This window comes from Bacillus cereus, assembly GCF_007678085.1.
In the GTDB taxonomy this organism is placed as follows: Bacteria; Bacillota; Bacilli; order Bacillales; family Bacillaceae_G; genus Bacillus_A; species Bacillus_A cereus_BE.
Map to the genome: position 1 here is coordinate 735,461 of NZ_VEDW01000002.1, position 15,752 is coordinate 751,212.

Below are 15,752 nucleotides of genomic sequence, written 5' to 3' on the forward strand. Positions count from 1 at the left end.
GAAGGGATATAACGGAGTTGTAAAAAAGAAAAAACATGCACAAAAAAATGTGCATGTCACATGTGGAATTATTCTGCTTCTGGTGCTCTAACAACAGATTCGAATTTCCCTTTATGCGAAGCATCGCAATAAGGCATATTTTTTGATAAACCACAACGGCATAAAGAAAATGCCGGTTTTGCTGGGAATACATTCCCTTGTGAATCGACTAATTCCACGTCCCCTGTAACGCGAAAAGAGCCATTATCATTTACTTTAATTTGTACTTTTGCCAACGCTATCCCTCCTTCCCAAACGCTTAATTTCATCATATAATCAAGAGAAGCACTTGACAATATTAAAAGAGCACTTTCTTTGGGAGAGAAGAGAGTGTTATAATGTTTTTTATAACTGACTAGAGTAAGGTGACGAAAGATGGATAAACAATTACGTACATTACGAAATATTGCAAATGAGCGCACGTGGGCATCATTTTTGAATGATAATCATCCATATAGTTTGTTACATTGGTCCATTGCAGGTGTAGGACAAGAGTCAAAGGATGTTTGGTTACTTCAAGATGAGGTAACATTTCAAACGACAGAATTTCCAACGTTAGATGATGCAATGCAATGGATTTCTGAAAATATGGAACAAGTTACAGACGTTTTAGCGCAATAAAAAAAACAGGCTTATGCAAGCCTGTTTTTTGTTTCTTTTACATATGAGTTTAAAAATTGATCAACGGCTTCTTCATACTCTTCTTTATTTTCGTTATAAGAGCAAGCGTGTGCGCCGCGTTCTGCAATATAAAGTTGTTTATTGTTTTCTTTTGCTTCATATAGTGCTTTCGTCATATCAGCTAAAATATAATCATCATCTTTACTATGAATAAAGAGGACGGGATTGTTAATGTTTTTTATACAATCGATTGGTGAAACTTCGCGAATGGTATAACCGTCACGCACTTTTAAAAAAGCATTTGCTAAAGGTAATAAAGGCCATTTAGGCAAATGGAATTCAACCTTTAAACGGTGTTGTAATTGCCCGTAGAAATCAGAAAAAGGACAATCTGCAATATAGAAATCAGCACCATCTTCTACAAGTCCTGCGTATTGAAGAAGCGTTGCAGCCCCCATAGATTCACCATGAATACCGAGTGTTATATTTGTTCCAAAACGATTTTTTAGCCAGTCAACTACTGATTTTAAATCATGTTTTTCATAGTATCCATAGCTTGTTGTTTTTCCGCCAGTTTTACCATGACGACGATGATCATAAATAACGACATTATACCCTCTGTTTAAAAATAACCTTGCATATTTTACAGAGTTCATTTTATTTACAGTTACGCCGTGACAAAAAATCATAAACTTATTGGAATGACTAGCAGGAATGTAATATCCGTGAAGATCATATCCGAATTGCGAAGGAATATGAATTTCTTCTTTATGAAGAGCATCAAAATCCTCTATACGAAAATGTTTTTTCGTTTCTCTTTCGAGTACTTCTTCCTCTGTTTTTTTCTTTAAGTACATCACTTTATTTGTAAAGAAAATCCCAAGGGCAGTTATCGCACCTAGTATAGTAAACAATGCTGCAAAAAAACGTTTCATACTTTACCTCATCCTCCAAATACCGTTACATGTGATACACTTATATTGTATCACAATCATAGAAAAGGGGAGAAATAGGAAATGGTGTACATACAAAAAATTACGCCAATGATGAAAGAAATAATCCGAATGTTCATGTGTGAGAACTGGGGGAGTTCATTGATGGTTTCACGTGGTAAGGGGCATCAGTTAGAAGAGTTGCCAGGATTTGTTGCGCTCTCAGGTGACAGAATAATCGGAATTATAACGTATGAAGTGACTGGAAATATGTGTGAAATTGTATCGTTAGATAGCTTTGAAGAAAGAAAAGGAATAGGGACAAAACTTGTGGATTGTGTATTACAAGTTGCAGAAGAAGAGCAGTGCGGGCGGGTTTGGCTCATAACAACAAATGATAATATGAATGCGTTACGTTTTTACCAAAAACGTAATTTTGTGATGACTAATTTATATGTGAATGCAGTGGAAGAGGCACGAGAAATAAAGAAAGAAATTCCACGTATTGGGTATGATAATATCCCGATTTTACATGAAATACAGTTAGAGTTTCGTTTAATGTAATGATGTAACAATTTTCAGAAATATAAGTTATTAACCTTGACGAATATTGTAATTTAGGTTACCGTAAAATTGTAATCTATTACCATATTAAGGGGTGACGATGTGGCAACTATACGTGATGTTGCAAAATTAGCAGGTGTTTCAGTCGCAACCGTTTCACGCGTTATTAATGAAAAAGGATACGTTCATGAGGACACAGTAAAACAAGTAAAGGAAGCAATTGAGGAATTACATTATAGGCCAAATAGTACAGCAAAGCCATTGTTTAAAGAGAATTCAACGATAATTGCATTACTTGTAGATAATTTATATAACCCATCAAACATCACTTTGCTACATTGTATTGAGGAAAAAGCATATAAAGAAGGATATCAAATCATTGTTTGTAATGTAGAGAATAAAGATAGATACATACATATGTTGAAGGAAAATAACGTTGCAGGTGTTATTTTGACAAGATCCGTTTTTAAAAGTATAGGAGAAATTCCACTTCCGTTTGTTGTGATAGATGAAAAAAAATCCCATGCAAATTATTATGAAAATGGACACAGAGCGGTTTCTTTATTAAAAGAAAAAGGCTGTCACTTTCTTGCTTATTTCGAGGAGGGAGAAGATAGTGAAGAAATGGAAGAGCACATATCAGGATTTTTAGACGCTGTTTGGGAGGAAGAAATCTCTTATCGAGAAGTATGTGTACAAGGGTATACGAATAAACAGTTTATTACATTCTTGCAAACTTACCCGTATATAGATGGAATTGTAACTTCAAGTGAAAAGGTTACTTTTGAGTTAATTCAAGCAGCAAAAAATTTAAATATCCGTATACCGGATAGGTTGAAAGTTATTGGACTAAACGGGCGTGTAGACAGTGAATGGATAGGCCCGTCACTCATGAAAATTGAAAGTTGTGTCGAAGAAAATGGGGAAATAGCTTTACAACAATTAAAAGGAAAAATAAAAAAGTAAAAGGTGCGTATAAAACGCACCTTTTATAATGTAATTGCGGCGATAAAGCCGAATATAAGTAACGGTATATTATAATGCAGAAAAGTTGGTACACATGTATCCCATATATGATGGTGTTGACCATCAGCATTTAAACCGGATGTTGGTCCAAGTGTACTATCTGATGCTGGTGACCCTGCGTCGCCTAGCGCTCCGGCTGTACCGATAATTGCAATTGTAGCCATTGGACTAAATCCAAGCTGCATGCAAAGAGGTACAAAAATTGTTGTTAAGATAGGGATGGTTGAAAAGGATGAACCAATTCCCATCGTAACGAGAAGTCCAATCACAAGCATAAGAAATGCAGCGAGTGGTTTATTATTTCCAATTATATGTGCACTCGTTTGCACAAGCGATTCAACATGTCCTGTTTTTCGAAGAACAGCGCCAAATCCAGCGGCTGCGATCATAACAAAACCAATAAAGGACATCATGCGCATTCCGCTTGTTAATATCGCATCTGCCTCTTTAAGAGGTAGACTACCACTTACTGATAAGACGATAATCCCTGCTAAAGCACCGAAAATCATTGATTCTGTGGCTAATTGAACAGTTAATGTAGCTATGATAGATAATAATCCGAAAGTAATGCTACGTTTTGTATAGGGAACGATTTCATTTGCGGTTGTATGAACTTGTTCTGTTTCATACGTACGAGGTTTCCGGTACGTAATGAATACTGCTACACATAATCCAATAATCATACCGATTGCTGGGATAGTCATTGCTTTTGGAATAAGTGCGACATCAAATGTAAGACCGCTTTGCGCAGCATTTGTTTGCAATACGTCATGATAAATTTTTCCGAACCCTGCTGGAATCCACATATAAGGCGTAATCAATCCGAATGTAATAATACATGTAACAAGTCTGCGATCCACTTTCAGCTCATTTAATATTTTTAAAAGTGCTGGAATTAAGATGGGGATGAAAGCAATATGAACAGGAATCACATTTTGTGAGAAACAAGCCATCGTTAAAATGATGAATAAAATAAGTATTTTAGAATAAACTTGTTTTTTCGTGTCTTGTTCATTGCCAATCCATTTTAATGCAGTTTGAATCATGGCATCTGGAAGTCCTGTTTTGGAAAGGGAAATAGCGAAACCGCCAAGCATTGCATAACTTAAAGCGATTGGAGCACTGTTTCCAAGACCAGTTGTAAAAGTGTTAATAGTTTCTGAAATACCGAGTCCGCCGATAATTCCACCTGTTAAAGCTCCAACAATGATGGCGACAATGACCTGGACACGTAACAAACTAAGCAATAGCATAACTGCTACTGCGACGAGTACAGCATTCATAATAAATGTAATCTCCCCAAAATTTTATTGTGTTAAGGCAAGTAAATATGAAGCACCTTGCTATATTTATACATAGTTGCGACATATTATTATAAATTGTTTTCTATGAAATGTAAAAGAGCCTTTTATTACTAATGCTGAAAAGCTAGCTCTTGTTTAATTGATTGTAAAGATTGAGCGAATAATTCTGGTTCTTCTAAATCGGGAGAATGTGCTGAATTTGGGAACCAAATCATCTTTTTTATGGGCGCTTCTATCACATCACAATATTCCTGAACGAGTGCATAAGGAGTTTGATAATCATAGCGACCAGAACAAAAATAAACCGGAATAGATAAACTTGAAATAGAAGAAAAGAAATCGATTGTTAGCATTTCTTCCCATAAAACACCAGATTTTAAATTTCCCGCGAGAAACTTGAACCAATCTAATAGCGTATATTCGGGAGAAAAGAAGCCTTTTCGTATGAAAGAAAAGGAAGATCCGTTTTGTATTGCTCCTCCGAATGTGCCAAGCCACTTTCTTTGAATAATGAGACGTCTCGTATCTAAAAATGGTGGTTTTCCTAATTTTAAAAGAGACGCTAACGCTTTTTTATGATCATGTTTTTTGGCAGAACGAATTAAATGCTGATATAGCAATTCTTCGTTTTGTTTCATATGTACAATCTGCCCAATACCGATGTAAGCCTCGATATATTGTGGGTATTGATGTGCTATGTTAAGCCCAATAATGCTTCCCCAAGAATGACCAGCGAGAAATAGTTTCTGTTTATTGAACTTTTTAAGTACATATTGAATCACTTCTTTTGCATCGGACACGAATTGTTCGATTGTAAAATTTGCTCCGAAATCTTTCATTGAAAAGGATTTACCTGCCCCACGCTGATCCCAATTAATTACGATGAAGTGTTTCTCCACTTCTTTTTGAAAATGACGAATAAATCCAATTTGTGCCATGCCCGGTCCGCCGTGACAGCATAATAAAATAGGTTGCTCTACGTTTTGCCCGCGAATAAGGAGAGTTTGTTTTCGATTATGAATCATAATGCTTTCCATCGTAGCAATACTATTAGGAATGATTTGTTTCTTTTCATTATAAAACTGTGGGGTATAGCTACGAAAAAGCATATTGAAAACCTCCTTTTCTGAAATCGTATGAATCGCACAGGCTATTCGTTTTGCATATACTGTTAGAAAATCATTGTAACATACCATACTAGTGTCATTTCAACACGGGAGGAGGGAAATTGTGACGATTGGAGAAATTATAGATTGTTTAAATAGACGTGAATCCATCGCTATTATAGCAAAACGTCTTGAAATAAGCCCGTATACATTATCGAAGAAACTAAGATTGATTGGGTACGAATATGATGGAGAACAAAAGAAACGTATTTTTGTAGGAGATGGAGAAGAACCACGTCACTTACAACTCCAAGAAGCGACAGCCCTTCAATATGCGACAACAGATTATCAATTATTAATTTATGAGCAATTACAAAGTATTTATGAGTTATTAAGAAAGAGAGAAGAAGTAATTGCGCCTATTATGAGTATAAGTACAGAAAAAAAGAAACGTACCTTTTCTATTAATAAAGAAATATTAGCAAAACTAGACGTTATATCAGAATCGAAAGGAATTCAAAAATCTAAACTTGTAGAAGAGGCGTTACAACAATTTTTACAACAATATGATTTTAATAGCACGTCCCATTTTGATAACTAAAGAAAAGGATACTATGTTCATTGTAAGAACGAGTATCCTTTTTAGGTTGTACTAATATTGTGAATTAAGTATAAGTGCGTATCCTTTATAATAAAAATCTGGATCGCATATTAGAGAAATACTTAATTTACCTTTTGAATTCTTCCATCAATAATTGGCTGAATTGGTTCCTTTAATTGTTTTACGTAATCGACTAGCGCTTCAAAGTCGTTTGGACCAGTTTCTGCATTTTTACCATTTTTAAATGATACGAATCCATCACCGCCAGAAGCTAAGAAGGCATTTGCAACTACGCTATACGTTTTAGATGGAGATAATTCTTCTCCGTTTGTTAAACGTATATTTGTAACTTTTTCACCGTTTGGTTTATTCGCATCCCACGTATATTGAATACCTGAAATTTGAAGCATTCTCGTCGTTCCTTTTTGCCATTGTTGATTTAAAATGTCGCGAATATCTTGACCTGTTAAATCTACTTTAATCAATTGGTTTCCAAAAGGCTGAATGCCATATAATTCGCCCCATGTAATATCGCCAGCATCTAAGTCATTACGAATGCCACCAGGATTCATAAGTGCGATTTGAGCTTGCATCGTTTGACGTTGTGCATCGGCAATTACATTCCCAAGAGTAGATTCACCAGCATCATTTTGTTTACGGTCGATAGGTGCTGTAGATTTTCCTACCACTTCATTTACAAGTGGTGCGATTTTTTCTTTATATTGATCTATTTTTTGTTTTACTTGTTTATCAGGTTCTGCACCTTCATGATATGTTGTAATCACTTCAGCTTTTTTCTTTACAATATCTTTTGTTTTACGATCAATTGTTACATCTACGTCTGAGAATGCTGTTCCGTAAGAGTTCGCTTGGACGATTAGTTTATTATTTACAGTACCATTTACATACGTGTGACTATGCCCACCGAAAATAACATCAACTTCTGGATCTGTTTCATTTGCAATGCGAGTAAGATCTCCATTTGTCACACCAGACTCATCAGTTGTTCCGCCGACATGGGCAAGGACGACGATGGATTTAACACCGAGACGCTTTAATTGTTGCGCTGATTTATTAATTGCTTCTACTTCGTCAGTGATTTGTACATTTTTAAGCATAGTAGGCATAACGACGTTTGGTGTATCAGTTGTAACAACGCCAATGAATCCTACAGGCACACCAGCTACCATTTTCACAGTAAATGGTGGTAAAAATAAGCGGCCAGTTGATTTGTTATAGAAGTTAGCAGCGACATAAGGGAAGTTAGCACCTTTGAAATTGCCAGTTTTCTCGTGATATCCACCGTAAATGAGGCGTTTCATTTCATCGATACCTTCATCAAATTCATGGTTACCGATTGTACCAACATCAAACTTTAAGTCATTTAAAAATTCAATCGTTGGTTCGTCTTGTAATAATGCTGAAACTGGTGGACTAGCTCCGACAATATCGCCAGCATGTACGAGAAGTGTATTCGGGTTTTGCTTTTTACGTTCTTTTAAATAAGTAGCTAAGTAATCAGCGCCACCAGCTTCTTTGTTGTTAATTTTTTTAACAGTATCTAGTTGTCCATGGAAATCATTAATACCAAGCATTTGTACGTCTACGTAGCGGTTTTGTTCAGCTGGAGTCTGAGATGGGGGAGCGGCAAATACGGTTGAAAAAGTAATGGTGCTTAAAACGGCAACAGCAGGAATGATTTTTTTCCACATAATCTAATTCTCCTTTTTTTATAATCTGACATCATACGACATAATTTTAATAGATTCATAGGATTATATCTATATAAAAATTTAGTTTTTTCGAAAAATTAACATATTTACAAAAGGTGAATAATAGAGTAAAGAACCTTTTTTATTGTCGAGTTCATTGTGTATCTACTATAATGGAGAAAAAAGTAAAAGGTGAGTAGCATGAAGAAAAAGAAACAAAGACAAATGCAAAGACAATCGCAAGTGAATAAACCAGAGAAAGAGTCGCTTACATTAGGAGATCAATTAAATGATTCACTCATGCAGCAATTAAAGAATAAGAAGAAAGAATTGCAAGTGAGAGAAGAAGAAAAAGAGGCAGCTGAACTGGAAAGAAAGCGCCAAGAACAAAAAGAACGTGAAAAGAATAAATCATTTGAAGAACTGTTAAGTGAAAGTAGCCTTACTTGGAAAGACTTTAAATAATATAAAAAATGATCAGTGTATACCGCTGATCATTTTTTTGACGAGCTTGTAAGAGAAGGGGAGTTTACATGAGAAAAATTGTAGTCGTTCCGCATGAAAATCATTGGAACGAAAAATTTCAAATGGAGGCCGAACGATTAAAATCGGCGATGCCAGAAATGGTGAAAGTCCATCATATTGGAAGTACGTCAGTGCCAGGGTTGGCAGCTAAACCAATTATAGATATGATTATGGAAGTAGAGAGTATCGACAGAGTAGATCATTGGAATGAACGTTTTGAAGAGCTTGGTTATATCGTAAAAGGGGAAAATGGTATTTCAAGACGTCGTTATTTTATTCATGGAACTGAGGAAAAACGCTCGTATCACTTACACGTTTTTGAAAAAGGAAATCCTGAGATAGTGAGGCATTTAGCGTTTCGTGATTATATGATGGCTCATTGTGAAGAAGCAGAGGCATATGCAACTTTAAAGAAAGAATTAGCCGAAAAGTATACAGATGATGGGACGTTATATACGGAAGGAAAAAATGAGTTTGTGCGAAATGTTGATGAAAAAGCGAAGAAATGGTTAGAAAATAACGTAAATGAATGAGTTTGCATTATTTTTGAAGGTGTATAAAATTATTATGTAAACTGTACATATGTTTTGACTTTTTGGTTGAATCTTGTTGAAATAAAGTGGTGGCTTATAAAAAATGTAAGAATGAAAGGGAGACGACTGTGCACATTCCAACAACTACACTTCATAATGGCGTAAAAATGCCGATGATTGGTCTAGGCGTTTATAAAGCGAAAGAAGGCGACGAAGTAAAACAAGCAGTAAAAACAGCGTTAGAAGTTGGATACCGTTCGATTGATACAGCAACTGTATATGAAAATGAAAGCGGTGTCGGAGAAGCGGTTCGTGAATCAGGGATTCCAAGAGAAGACATATTTATTACAACAAAAGTTTGGAACGACGATCAAGGATACGAGGAAACACTTGAGGCGTTTGAAAAAAGCTTAAAGAAATTACAAATGGACTATGTAGATTTATATTTAATACATTGGCCAATAAGAGGAAAGTATGTCGATACGTACCGAGCGTTAGAAAAACTGTATGAAGAAGGTAAAGTGCGTGCAATTGGTGTTTCTAATTTTCATAAACATCATTTAGAACTGTTATTACCAAATTGTAAAGTGAAGCCTATGGTAAACCAAGTGGAACTTCATCCGATGTTAGCGCAATTTGAATTGCGTAATTACTGTCAAGGTGAGCAAATTCAAATGGAAGCATGGAGCCCGTTAATGAGAGGCGGGGAAGTATTTCAGCACCCGATTATTCAGGCCATTGCTATTAAATATGAAAAAACACCTGCGCAAGTTATATTAAGATGGGATATTCAAAGCGGAGTAGTGACAATTCCTAAATCTGTTACACCATCTCGTATTAAGGAGAATTTTACTATCTTTGATTTTTCACTAACAGAAGAAGAGATGACTCAAATTAATACGTTAAATCGTAATTTACATGTAGGAACGAATCCTGATAAATATGATACGATATAAAAAGACGCTACCAGTATGGTAGCGTCTTTTTAACGATGTAAAGCGTAGGTATCACATTTAGCAATTTGCTGAAGTTGTATATATTCTGCTGTTGTTAACTGTGTTTGTTTACTAGCCTGTACATTTTCTTGCAATTGCCCAATAGAGCTTGCACCAGGTATAACAGCTGCAACAGTTTCGTTATGTAAGCAATATTGAATAGCTGTTCCTGTTAAAGAGCTTTCCCCGATTATTTCTTTTACACTCGCGAGTGTCGCACATAATTCATCGTAAGAATAAGAAAGGTAATCTTTTTCTTTTACTCTTTCTATCTTTCTTGCATTATTGTCAGTTAAAATTCCTTTTGCAAGTGGTCCGCGAGCAATAATGCTAATTTGATGTTCCCTGAAAAGTGGGAACCATTCTTCAGGGCGACGATTTAAAAGGCTATATTCCATTAGCACACTAACGATATTTGAACGTTTTGCATACTCACGGATGACATTTGGACGTATAGAAGAAATACCGTAATGGCGAATGATACCTTCTTTTTTTAATTCTTCAAAGGCTTCAATTGTTTCATCTATTGGATCTTCAATCGTCCCGCCGTGAAGTTGATAAAGATCAATATAATCCGTTTGAAGTCTACGTAAACTTTCTTTCACTTCAGCCTTTATGTAATCTTTAGAAGGATCCCAAGACCAGCCGTTTTTTTCTTCTGTCCATCGATTTCCAACCTTCGTTGTAAGAACAATTTGATCTCGTTTCCCTTTTAATGCTTTTCCAACAAATTCTTCGTTTAATCCGTAATCATATAAATCCGCTGTATCAAAAAAATTGATGCCTAAATCGATTGCTTCATCGATAATACGCATAGCTTCTGTTTCAGATGTACCGAGAGACATACAGCCAAGTCCCATTTCTGTAACAAACAAATCTGAGTTTCCTAATTGACGTTTTTTCATAGGTCAACCTCCTTACCTTTATTGTACGAAAGGGAAAAGAGGTTGACAAACGTTTACTTTTTATTTGCTGTAATCCACTCCTGCACAGTTGTATACTCTTTGCCATATTGTTTTAGCTTATGACGAATTTGCCATGCTTTTCCGACTAAAGTGACGCGATTTGGTAAAATATAAACTTTCATTTCTATCACGCTCCTTTCAATGTGGTAAAATGTATGAGGAAAGAATAGGAAATAGAACAGGGAGATGAAGTAGTATGAGTAATCTTGCAGAGAGAACAGTAAAAACTGAACCAATTTTTGATGGTAGAGTTATAAAAGTTCGTGTTGATGATGTAGTATTACCAAATGGAGCAATGAGTAAACGTGAAATTGTAAATCACCCTGGTGCAGTTGCTATTATTGCTATTACTGATGAGGGGAAAATTGTGCTTGTTGAGCAGTATCGCAAAGCGCTTGAAAAGGCGATTATAGAAATTCCGGCCGGCAAGTTAGAACCAGGTGAAAAACCAGAGGTGACAGCAGTTCGTGAATTAGAAGAGGAAACAGGATATGTATGTGAAAATATGGAGCTTATTACTTCTTTCTATACATCTCCAGGATTTGCAGATGAAATTTTATATGTATATAAAGCGACAGGTTTGACGAAAAAAGAAAATAAAGCTGAGTTAGATGAAGATGAGTTTGTGGAATTGATGGAAGTATCGCTAGAAGAAGCGATGACTCTTATGAAAGATCTTCGTATTCATGATGCGAAGACGATGTTTGCAGTACAATATTTACAACTACAAAAATAAACACTCGCCAAAGGCGAGTGTTTTTTAATTGATTTTTGCGTATACGCGTGCATCACGTAAGCTACCATCTGGTGCTATGAAATCATTTTCCATTGTACCTTCTAGAATAAATTCTAAGCGTTCTGCTAGGTTACATGCATTTGTATTTGTTGCATCAATACGAATTTCAACTCTTCTAGCACTTAGCTTATCAAAGGCAAATTGAATGGCCCCTTTAATGGCTTCAGTCATATAGCCTTGTTTTGTATAAGTGCTATGCAGCCAGAAGTGAAGTGAAAACTTTGGAATATCCCAGTTTTCAGGTTTGAGCGTTATAGCTCCGATGAATGTACCCGATACTTTATCGTATAAGTGAAAATCAAGTGTTTCACGAAGTAAAAACTGTCCGTGAGCATTACGAACGATTTCTTCAGCACTTTCTTCTGTTTCAGCGTTAATTGGCATCCACGGTACTAAGTCTTCTAGAGAAGCTTGGATTGCTTCATACACTTCTGCACCATCACCTGGAAATGGCTTACGAACTTGTAAGCGTTCAGTTTGAAATAATGTTGGAAAATCTAATAATAATGGTTTCAAGAGAAATCCCTCCTATTCTCTACTTTTAGTTTAGCAAAGTAGAGCGGAATTTCAATGTTAATTCGTCATACTTTTTTCTTTCTTTCATACATTTTTAGTAAGAGTGTGAACGGAGGGAAGAAAAATGTGGAGAAAAACTTGGCAAGACCGTGTAATGTCTCACATACAGGAGAACTCTTCATTATATATATTTAACGCTGTTTTATTATTGATGGGAGTAATATTTGGGGCCATTCTTGTAAATAGTCTACAATTAAATCAAAAACAAGATTTATCATTTTATTTACAACGTTTTTTTGGACAAGTTTCTAAAGGAGAATTTGCTATTGCAAGCGAAATGTTTCGAGAAAGTTACTTTTCGCAATTAAAATACATTGGATTTATTTGGATTTTGGGGATTTCAATTATTGGATTGCCACTTATTTTTATTTTATTGTTCGTAAAAGGAGTAGTTGTCGGATTTACAGTAGGTTTTTTAGTCAGTCAGCATGGATGGAATGGATTATTATTAGCATTCGTTTCTGTATTGCCACAAAACCTCATTATTATTCCAGTATTTCTCGTGATGACAACAATTGCAGCAAGCTTTTCCTTACGCATGATTAGGCATCAATTTATTCGGAAAATAACCGAGCCGCTATTACCGTTATTAATTCGTTATACATGCTTCTTTCTCGTAATTGGAGCGGTGTTAGCTCTTGCTTCTAGTGTAGAAGCTTATGCATCACCAGTTTTAATGAAAGAAGTCGTTGAGGCTATTAATAAACAATAAATATTTTATGAGAATAATTATCAATTTGTTTTTATTGTTTTTCTTTTGACAGAAGCCCTTCTTCTGATATAATGGTGTAAGAGTGGCGAGGAGGGAGTAGTACCGAATGGAAGAAAGAATTGAACGAATTAAGAAGCAATTACATGCAGCGAGCTACAAATTAACACCGCAACGTGAAGCAACAGTTCGTGTGCTGCTAGAAAATGAAGAAGATCATTTAAGCGCAGAAGATGTTTACCTCCTTGTAAAAGAAAAGTCGCCAGAGATCGGATTAGCAACCGTCTATCGAACTTTAGAACTATTATCTGAGTTAAAAGTTGTCGATAAGATTAACTTCGGAGACGGTGTTTCACGCTATGACTTACGCCAAGAAGGTGCGCAGCGTTTCCACCATCATTTGATTTGTACACAATGTGGTGCTGTACAAGAAATACAAGAAGATTTACTTGGTGAAGTGGAAAGGAAAGTAGAACGTGACTGGAGCTTTAAGGTGAAAGATCATCGTTTAACATTCCATGGGATTTGTAAAAATTGTCAAGAAAATGAAACGGATGAAAAATAACCTTTTCCTATTTATCTAGGAAGAGGTTTTTTTATTTGAATAAGGTATAAATTGGTGAAAGCTTGGCATATGTTGTAATAACTTATATTTTGGAGGAATTTATAATGCGCCGAGCTTTAAAATTAACTTTTGATGGAATAAAAGTATTTTTATTATTTACAAGTTGTACGATTTTGTTTTATTTCGCTATACTATGGATAAATGAAGAATATGAAAGCTATCATCGTTATGAAAAACCAAAAGAAGAGACTGTAGAAAAAGTATCAGGGAATGAAGAGCCGGCAAAAGATGCTTTCGTAAATAGAATGATGTTTTTCTATGAAAATGGGGAGTAGTGTAGATTGGAAGATCAATTAAAAGATTTTATTCATTATATGGTTGTCGAAAAAGGGCTTGCGAAAAATACAGTTGTATCATATGAACGTGATTTAAAAAGTTATGTAAAGTATTTGCAAAATGTAGAACAAGCGAAAAGTTTTCATGAAGTGACACGCTTGCATATTGTTAATTTTCTGCAGCACTTAAAAGAAAACGGGAAATCTTCGAAAACATTAGCACGTCATATTGCATCGATTCGTTCGTTTCACCAGTTCTTACTTCGTGAACGAGCGGTAGAACACGATCCATCCGTACATATTGAAACGCCGCAAGGAGAACGGAAATTACCGAAAGTATTATCAATCGATGAAGTAGAGGCGTTACTTCAGACACCGAAAATGACGAGTGCTTTTGGAGTTCGTGATAAAGCGATGCTAGAGTTATTGTATGCGACAGGGCTTCGTGTTTCGGAATTAATTGCCTTAAACTTAGAAGATATACATTTAACGATGGGATTTGTTCGTTGCATAGGGAAAGGGAATAAAGAGAGAATTATTCCATTAGGAAGTTTAGCGACGGAAGCGATTCAAAAGTATATTGAAAAGGGAAGAAGAGAATTGATGGGTAAAAAAGTAGTAGATGCACTCTTTTTAAACCATCACGGGAATCGATTATCAAGACAAGGTTTTTGGAAGATTTTAAAACGATTGGCGAAAGAAGCAAATATTGAAAAAGAGCTTACACCTCATACGTTGCGCCATTCTTTTGCTACGCATTTATTAGAAAATGGAGCAGACTTGCGTGCGGTGCAAGAAATGCTAGGACATGCAGATATTTCAACGACGCAAATTTATACGCATGTTTCAAAAGCTAGATTAAAAGATGTATATAAACAGTTTCATCCAAGAGCATAGTTACTATGCTCTTTTTTCATAGATTCAAAAGGCTATAGTACTTCACAAAAACTTCACAAACATTTCGTACATTGTTTTCAGCAGAAGACTAGAATGTTACAATGTATTTCCTCTATACTAAATAAAGTATGAAGGAGGAAATGATGATGAAAAAACTTATTATGACTTTATTTATCGCGATGCTAGCATTGGCTGGCTGTAATACAAACAAAGAAGAACCGAAAAAAGAACAGAAATTAGAGGCTGTAAAAGTAGCAGTTCAAACAAATCCGAAAGAAATTAAACCTGGTGAAAAAACAGAAGTACAAGCACTTGTTACACAAGGAAAAGAAAAAGTAACAGATGCTGATGATGTAAAGTTTGAAATTTGGAAAGCTGGCGACGAAAAGCATGAGATGTTAGATGGTAAGCATAAAGGAAAAGGTGTTTATGCAGTAGAAAAAACGTTCGAGACGGATGGAGTATATCATATTATCGCTCACACAAATGCACGTGAAATGCATGTTATGCCAGAAGTAAAAGTGGCTGTAGGAAATGCGAAAGTAGAAGATGCGAAAAAAGAAAATAGTGATCACGGTGCAGGACATGGCGATCATAAAAGCGATACAATGATCCACCTTATGGCTAGTGATATAAAAGCAAATGCAGAATCAACAATGAAAGTTCATTTAAAACAAAAAGAAGAAGCGTTAACTGGTGCTGAAGTACAACTTGAGATTTGGAAAGATGGTGTTGAAAAGCACGAATTTATTCCAGCGAAAGAAGGAAATAAAGGAGAGTATGAAACGAAACATACTTTCAAAGAAAATGGTTCTTACAAAGTGAAAGTTCATGTTAAAAAAGGTGAACTGCATGAACATAAAGAAGAAACAGTAGAAGTAAAATAAAAAGTAGCTCTTTAGAGCTACTTTTTATTTTTATCCCACAAACGCCCAATTGATGAGGGCTAAT

General features: G+C 35.5%; 21 protein-coding genes. 13 read left to right on the forward strand and 8 right to left on the reverse strand.

The genetic code is table 11. From position 1 onward, the window contains the following. Window positions 1-68: 68 nt before the first annotated feature. Window positions 69-275, reverse strand: a complete 207-nt coding sequence (locus FS742_RS13050; protein WP_001151582.1) for a CDGSH iron-sulfur domain-containing protein — start codon at window positions 273-275, stop codon at window positions 69-71. A 139-nt stretch (window positions 276-414) separates the two neighbouring features. Between FS742_RS13050 and FS742_RS13055 the strand changes: the two genes are divergently transcribed. Continuing rightward, window positions 415-660 (forward strand): DUF2552 family protein, encoded by a 246-nt coding sequence (locus FS742_RS13055; RefSeq protein WP_000360810.1) that lies wholly within the window; start codon window positions 415-417, stop codon window positions 658-660. Window positions 661-671: 11 nt separating this feature from the next. Here the strand turns inward: FS742_RS13055 and FS742_RS13060 are convergent, their stop codons facing one another. After that, complete coding sequence (locus tag FS742_RS13060; protein ID WP_144612769.1) at window positions 672-1,595, reverse strand: alpha/beta hydrolase; 924 nt, start codon at window positions 1,593-1,595, stop codon at window positions 672-674. 81 nt (window positions 1,596-1,676) lie between these two features. Here FS742_RS13060 and FS742_RS13065 point away from each other — a divergent pair, with 81 nt between their 5' ends. Both FS742_RS13065 and FS742_RS13070 read left to right on the forward strand, forming a co-directional pair. Next, window positions 1,677-2,156: a GNAT family N-acetyltransferase gene (locus FS742_RS13065; RefSeq protein WP_144612770.1), complete on the forward strand. Its 480-nt coding sequence runs from the start codon at window positions 1,677-1,679 to the stop codon at window positions 2,154-2,156. A 102-nt stretch (window positions 2,157-2,258) separates the two neighbouring features. Further along, window positions 2,259-3,122 carry a LacI family DNA-binding transcriptional regulator gene (locus tag FS742_RS13070; RefSeq protein WP_144612772.1) on the forward strand — a complete coding sequence of 288 codons (864 nt, stop codon included), beginning with the start codon at window positions 2,259-2,261 and terminating at the stop codon, window positions 3,120-3,122. A 23-nt stretch (window positions 3,123-3,145) separates the two neighbouring features. Here FS742_RS13070 and FS742_RS13075 read toward each other — a convergent pair whose 3' ends face one another. Together FS742_RS13075 and FS742_RS13080 are read right to left on the reverse strand one after the other, a co-directional pair. After that, window positions 3,146-4,465: a Na+/H+ antiporter family protein gene (locus tag FS742_RS13075; protein WP_144612774.1), complete on the reverse strand. Its 1,320-nt coding sequence runs from the start codon at window positions 4,463-4,465 to the stop codon at window positions 3,146-3,148. 131 nt (window positions 4,466-4,596) lie between these two features. After that, a complete protein-coding gene (locus tag FS742_RS13080) occupies window positions 4,597-5,595 on the reverse strand; it encodes an alpha/beta fold hydrolase (protein WP_144612776.1) in 999 nt (332 codons plus the stop codon). A 121-nt stretch (window positions 5,596-5,716) separates the two neighbouring features. Between FS742_RS13080 and FS742_RS13085 the strand changes: the two genes are divergently transcribed. Next, window positions 5,717-6,193 carry a ribbon-helix-helix domain-containing protein gene (locus tag FS742_RS13085; protein WP_144612778.1) on the forward strand — a complete coding sequence of 159 codons (477 nt, stop codon included), beginning with the start codon at window positions 5,717-5,719 and terminating at the stop codon, window positions 6,191-6,193. A gap of 122 nt (window positions 6,194-6,315) precedes the next feature. On the opposite strand, the gene FS742_RS13090 is transcribed toward FS742_RS13085, so the two are convergent. Continuing rightward, window positions 6,316-7,905 (reverse strand): bifunctional metallophosphatase/5'-nucleotidase, encoded by a 1,590-nt coding sequence (locus FS742_RS13090; RefSeq protein WP_144612780.1) that lies wholly within the window; start codon window positions 7,903-7,905, stop codon window positions 6,316-6,318. A gap of 201 nt (window positions 7,906-8,106) precedes the next feature. Here FS742_RS13090 and FS742_RS13095 point away from each other — a divergent pair, with 201 nt between their 5' ends. From FS742_RS13095 to FS742_RS13105, 3 genes are all read left to right on the forward strand, one after another. Further along, complete coding sequence (locus tag FS742_RS13095; protein ID WP_144612782.1) at window positions 8,107-8,370, forward strand: YqkE family protein; 264 nt, start codon at window positions 8,107-8,109, stop codon at window positions 8,368-8,370. A gap of 68 nt (window positions 8,371-8,438) precedes the next feature. Further along, entirely contained in the window at window positions 8,439-8,963 is a 525-nt protein-coding gene (locus tag FS742_RS13100; RefSeq protein ID WP_144612784.1) for a GrpB family protein, read from the forward strand. Window positions 8,964-9,091: 128 nt separating this feature from the next. Further along, complete coding sequence (locus FS742_RS13105) at window positions 9,092-9,919, forward strand: aldo/keto reductase (RefSeq protein WP_144612786.1); 828 nt, start codon at window positions 9,092-9,094, stop codon at window positions 9,917-9,919. Between the two features lie 29 nt (window positions 9,920-9,948). On the opposite strand, the gene lolS is transcribed toward FS742_RS13105, so the two are convergent. Beyond that, on the reverse strand, window positions 9,949-10,863 hold the full coding sequence (gene lolS, locus FS742_RS13110; RefSeq protein WP_144612788.1) for an aldo/keto reductase: 915 nt from the start codon (window positions 10,861-10,863) through the stop codon (window positions 9,949-9,951). A gap of 53 nt (window positions 10,864-10,916) precedes the next feature. Continuing rightward, entirely contained in the window at window positions 10,917-11,045 is a 129-nt protein-coding gene (mciZ, locus tag FS742_RS13115) for a Z-ring formation inhibitor MciZ (RefSeq protein WP_000870295.1), read from the reverse strand. A 74-nt stretch (window positions 11,046-11,119) separates the two neighbouring features. Here mciZ and FS742_RS13120 point away from each other — a divergent pair, with 74 nt between their 5' ends. Further along, window positions 11,120-11,659, forward strand: a complete 540-nt coding sequence (locus FS742_RS13120) for an NUDIX domain-containing protein (protein ID WP_144612790.1) — start codon at window positions 11,120-11,122, stop codon at window positions 11,657-11,659. A gap of 24 nt (window positions 11,660-11,683) precedes the next feature. On the opposite strand, the gene FS742_RS13125 is transcribed toward FS742_RS13120, so the two are convergent. Continuing rightward, window positions 11,684-12,235 carry a GNAT family N-acetyltransferase gene (locus tag FS742_RS13125; protein WP_144612792.1) on the reverse strand — a complete coding sequence of 184 codons (552 nt, stop codon included), beginning with the start codon at window positions 12,233-12,235 and terminating at the stop codon, window positions 11,684-11,686. Window positions 12,236-12,389: 154 nt separating this feature from the next. On the opposite strand from FS742_RS13125, the gene spoIIM reads away from it, so the two are divergent. The 5 genes from spoIIM to FS742_RS13150 all read left to right on the forward strand — a co-directional run bounded on the left by spoIIM (window position 12,390) and on the right by FS742_RS13150 (window position 15,688). Next, window positions 12,390-13,007: a stage II sporulation protein M gene (gene spoIIM, locus FS742_RS13130; protein ID WP_226544967.1), complete on the forward strand. Its 618-nt coding sequence runs from the start codon at window positions 12,390-12,392 to the stop codon at window positions 13,005-13,007. 106 nt (window positions 13,008-13,113) lie between these two features. After that, entirely contained in the window at window positions 13,114-13,569 is a 456-nt protein-coding gene (gene fur / locus FS742_RS13135) for a ferric iron uptake transcriptional regulator (protein WP_000392657.1), read from the forward strand. A 104-nt stretch (window positions 13,570-13,673) separates the two neighbouring features. Beyond that, window positions 13,674-13,904, forward strand: a complete 231-nt coding sequence (locus tag FS742_RS13140) for a YqzK family protein (RefSeq protein ID WP_001250432.1) — start codon at window positions 13,674-13,676, stop codon at window positions 13,902-13,904. Between the two features lie 6 nt (window positions 13,905-13,910). After that, window positions 13,911-14,801 carry a site-specific tyrosine recombinase XerD gene (gene xerD / locus FS742_RS13145; RefSeq protein WP_144612794.1) on the forward strand — a complete coding sequence of 297 codons (891 nt, stop codon included), beginning with the start codon at window positions 13,911-13,913 and terminating at the stop codon, window positions 14,799-14,801. Between the two features lie 143 nt (window positions 14,802-14,944). Continuing rightward, the gene (locus FS742_RS13150; RefSeq protein WP_144612795.1) at window positions 14,945-15,688 is read left to right on the forward strand and encodes a FixH family protein; all 744 of its coding nucleotides are present in this window, start codon (window positions 14,945-14,947) and stop codon (window positions 15,686-15,688) included. Window positions 15,689-15,752 lie beyond the last annotated feature (64 nt).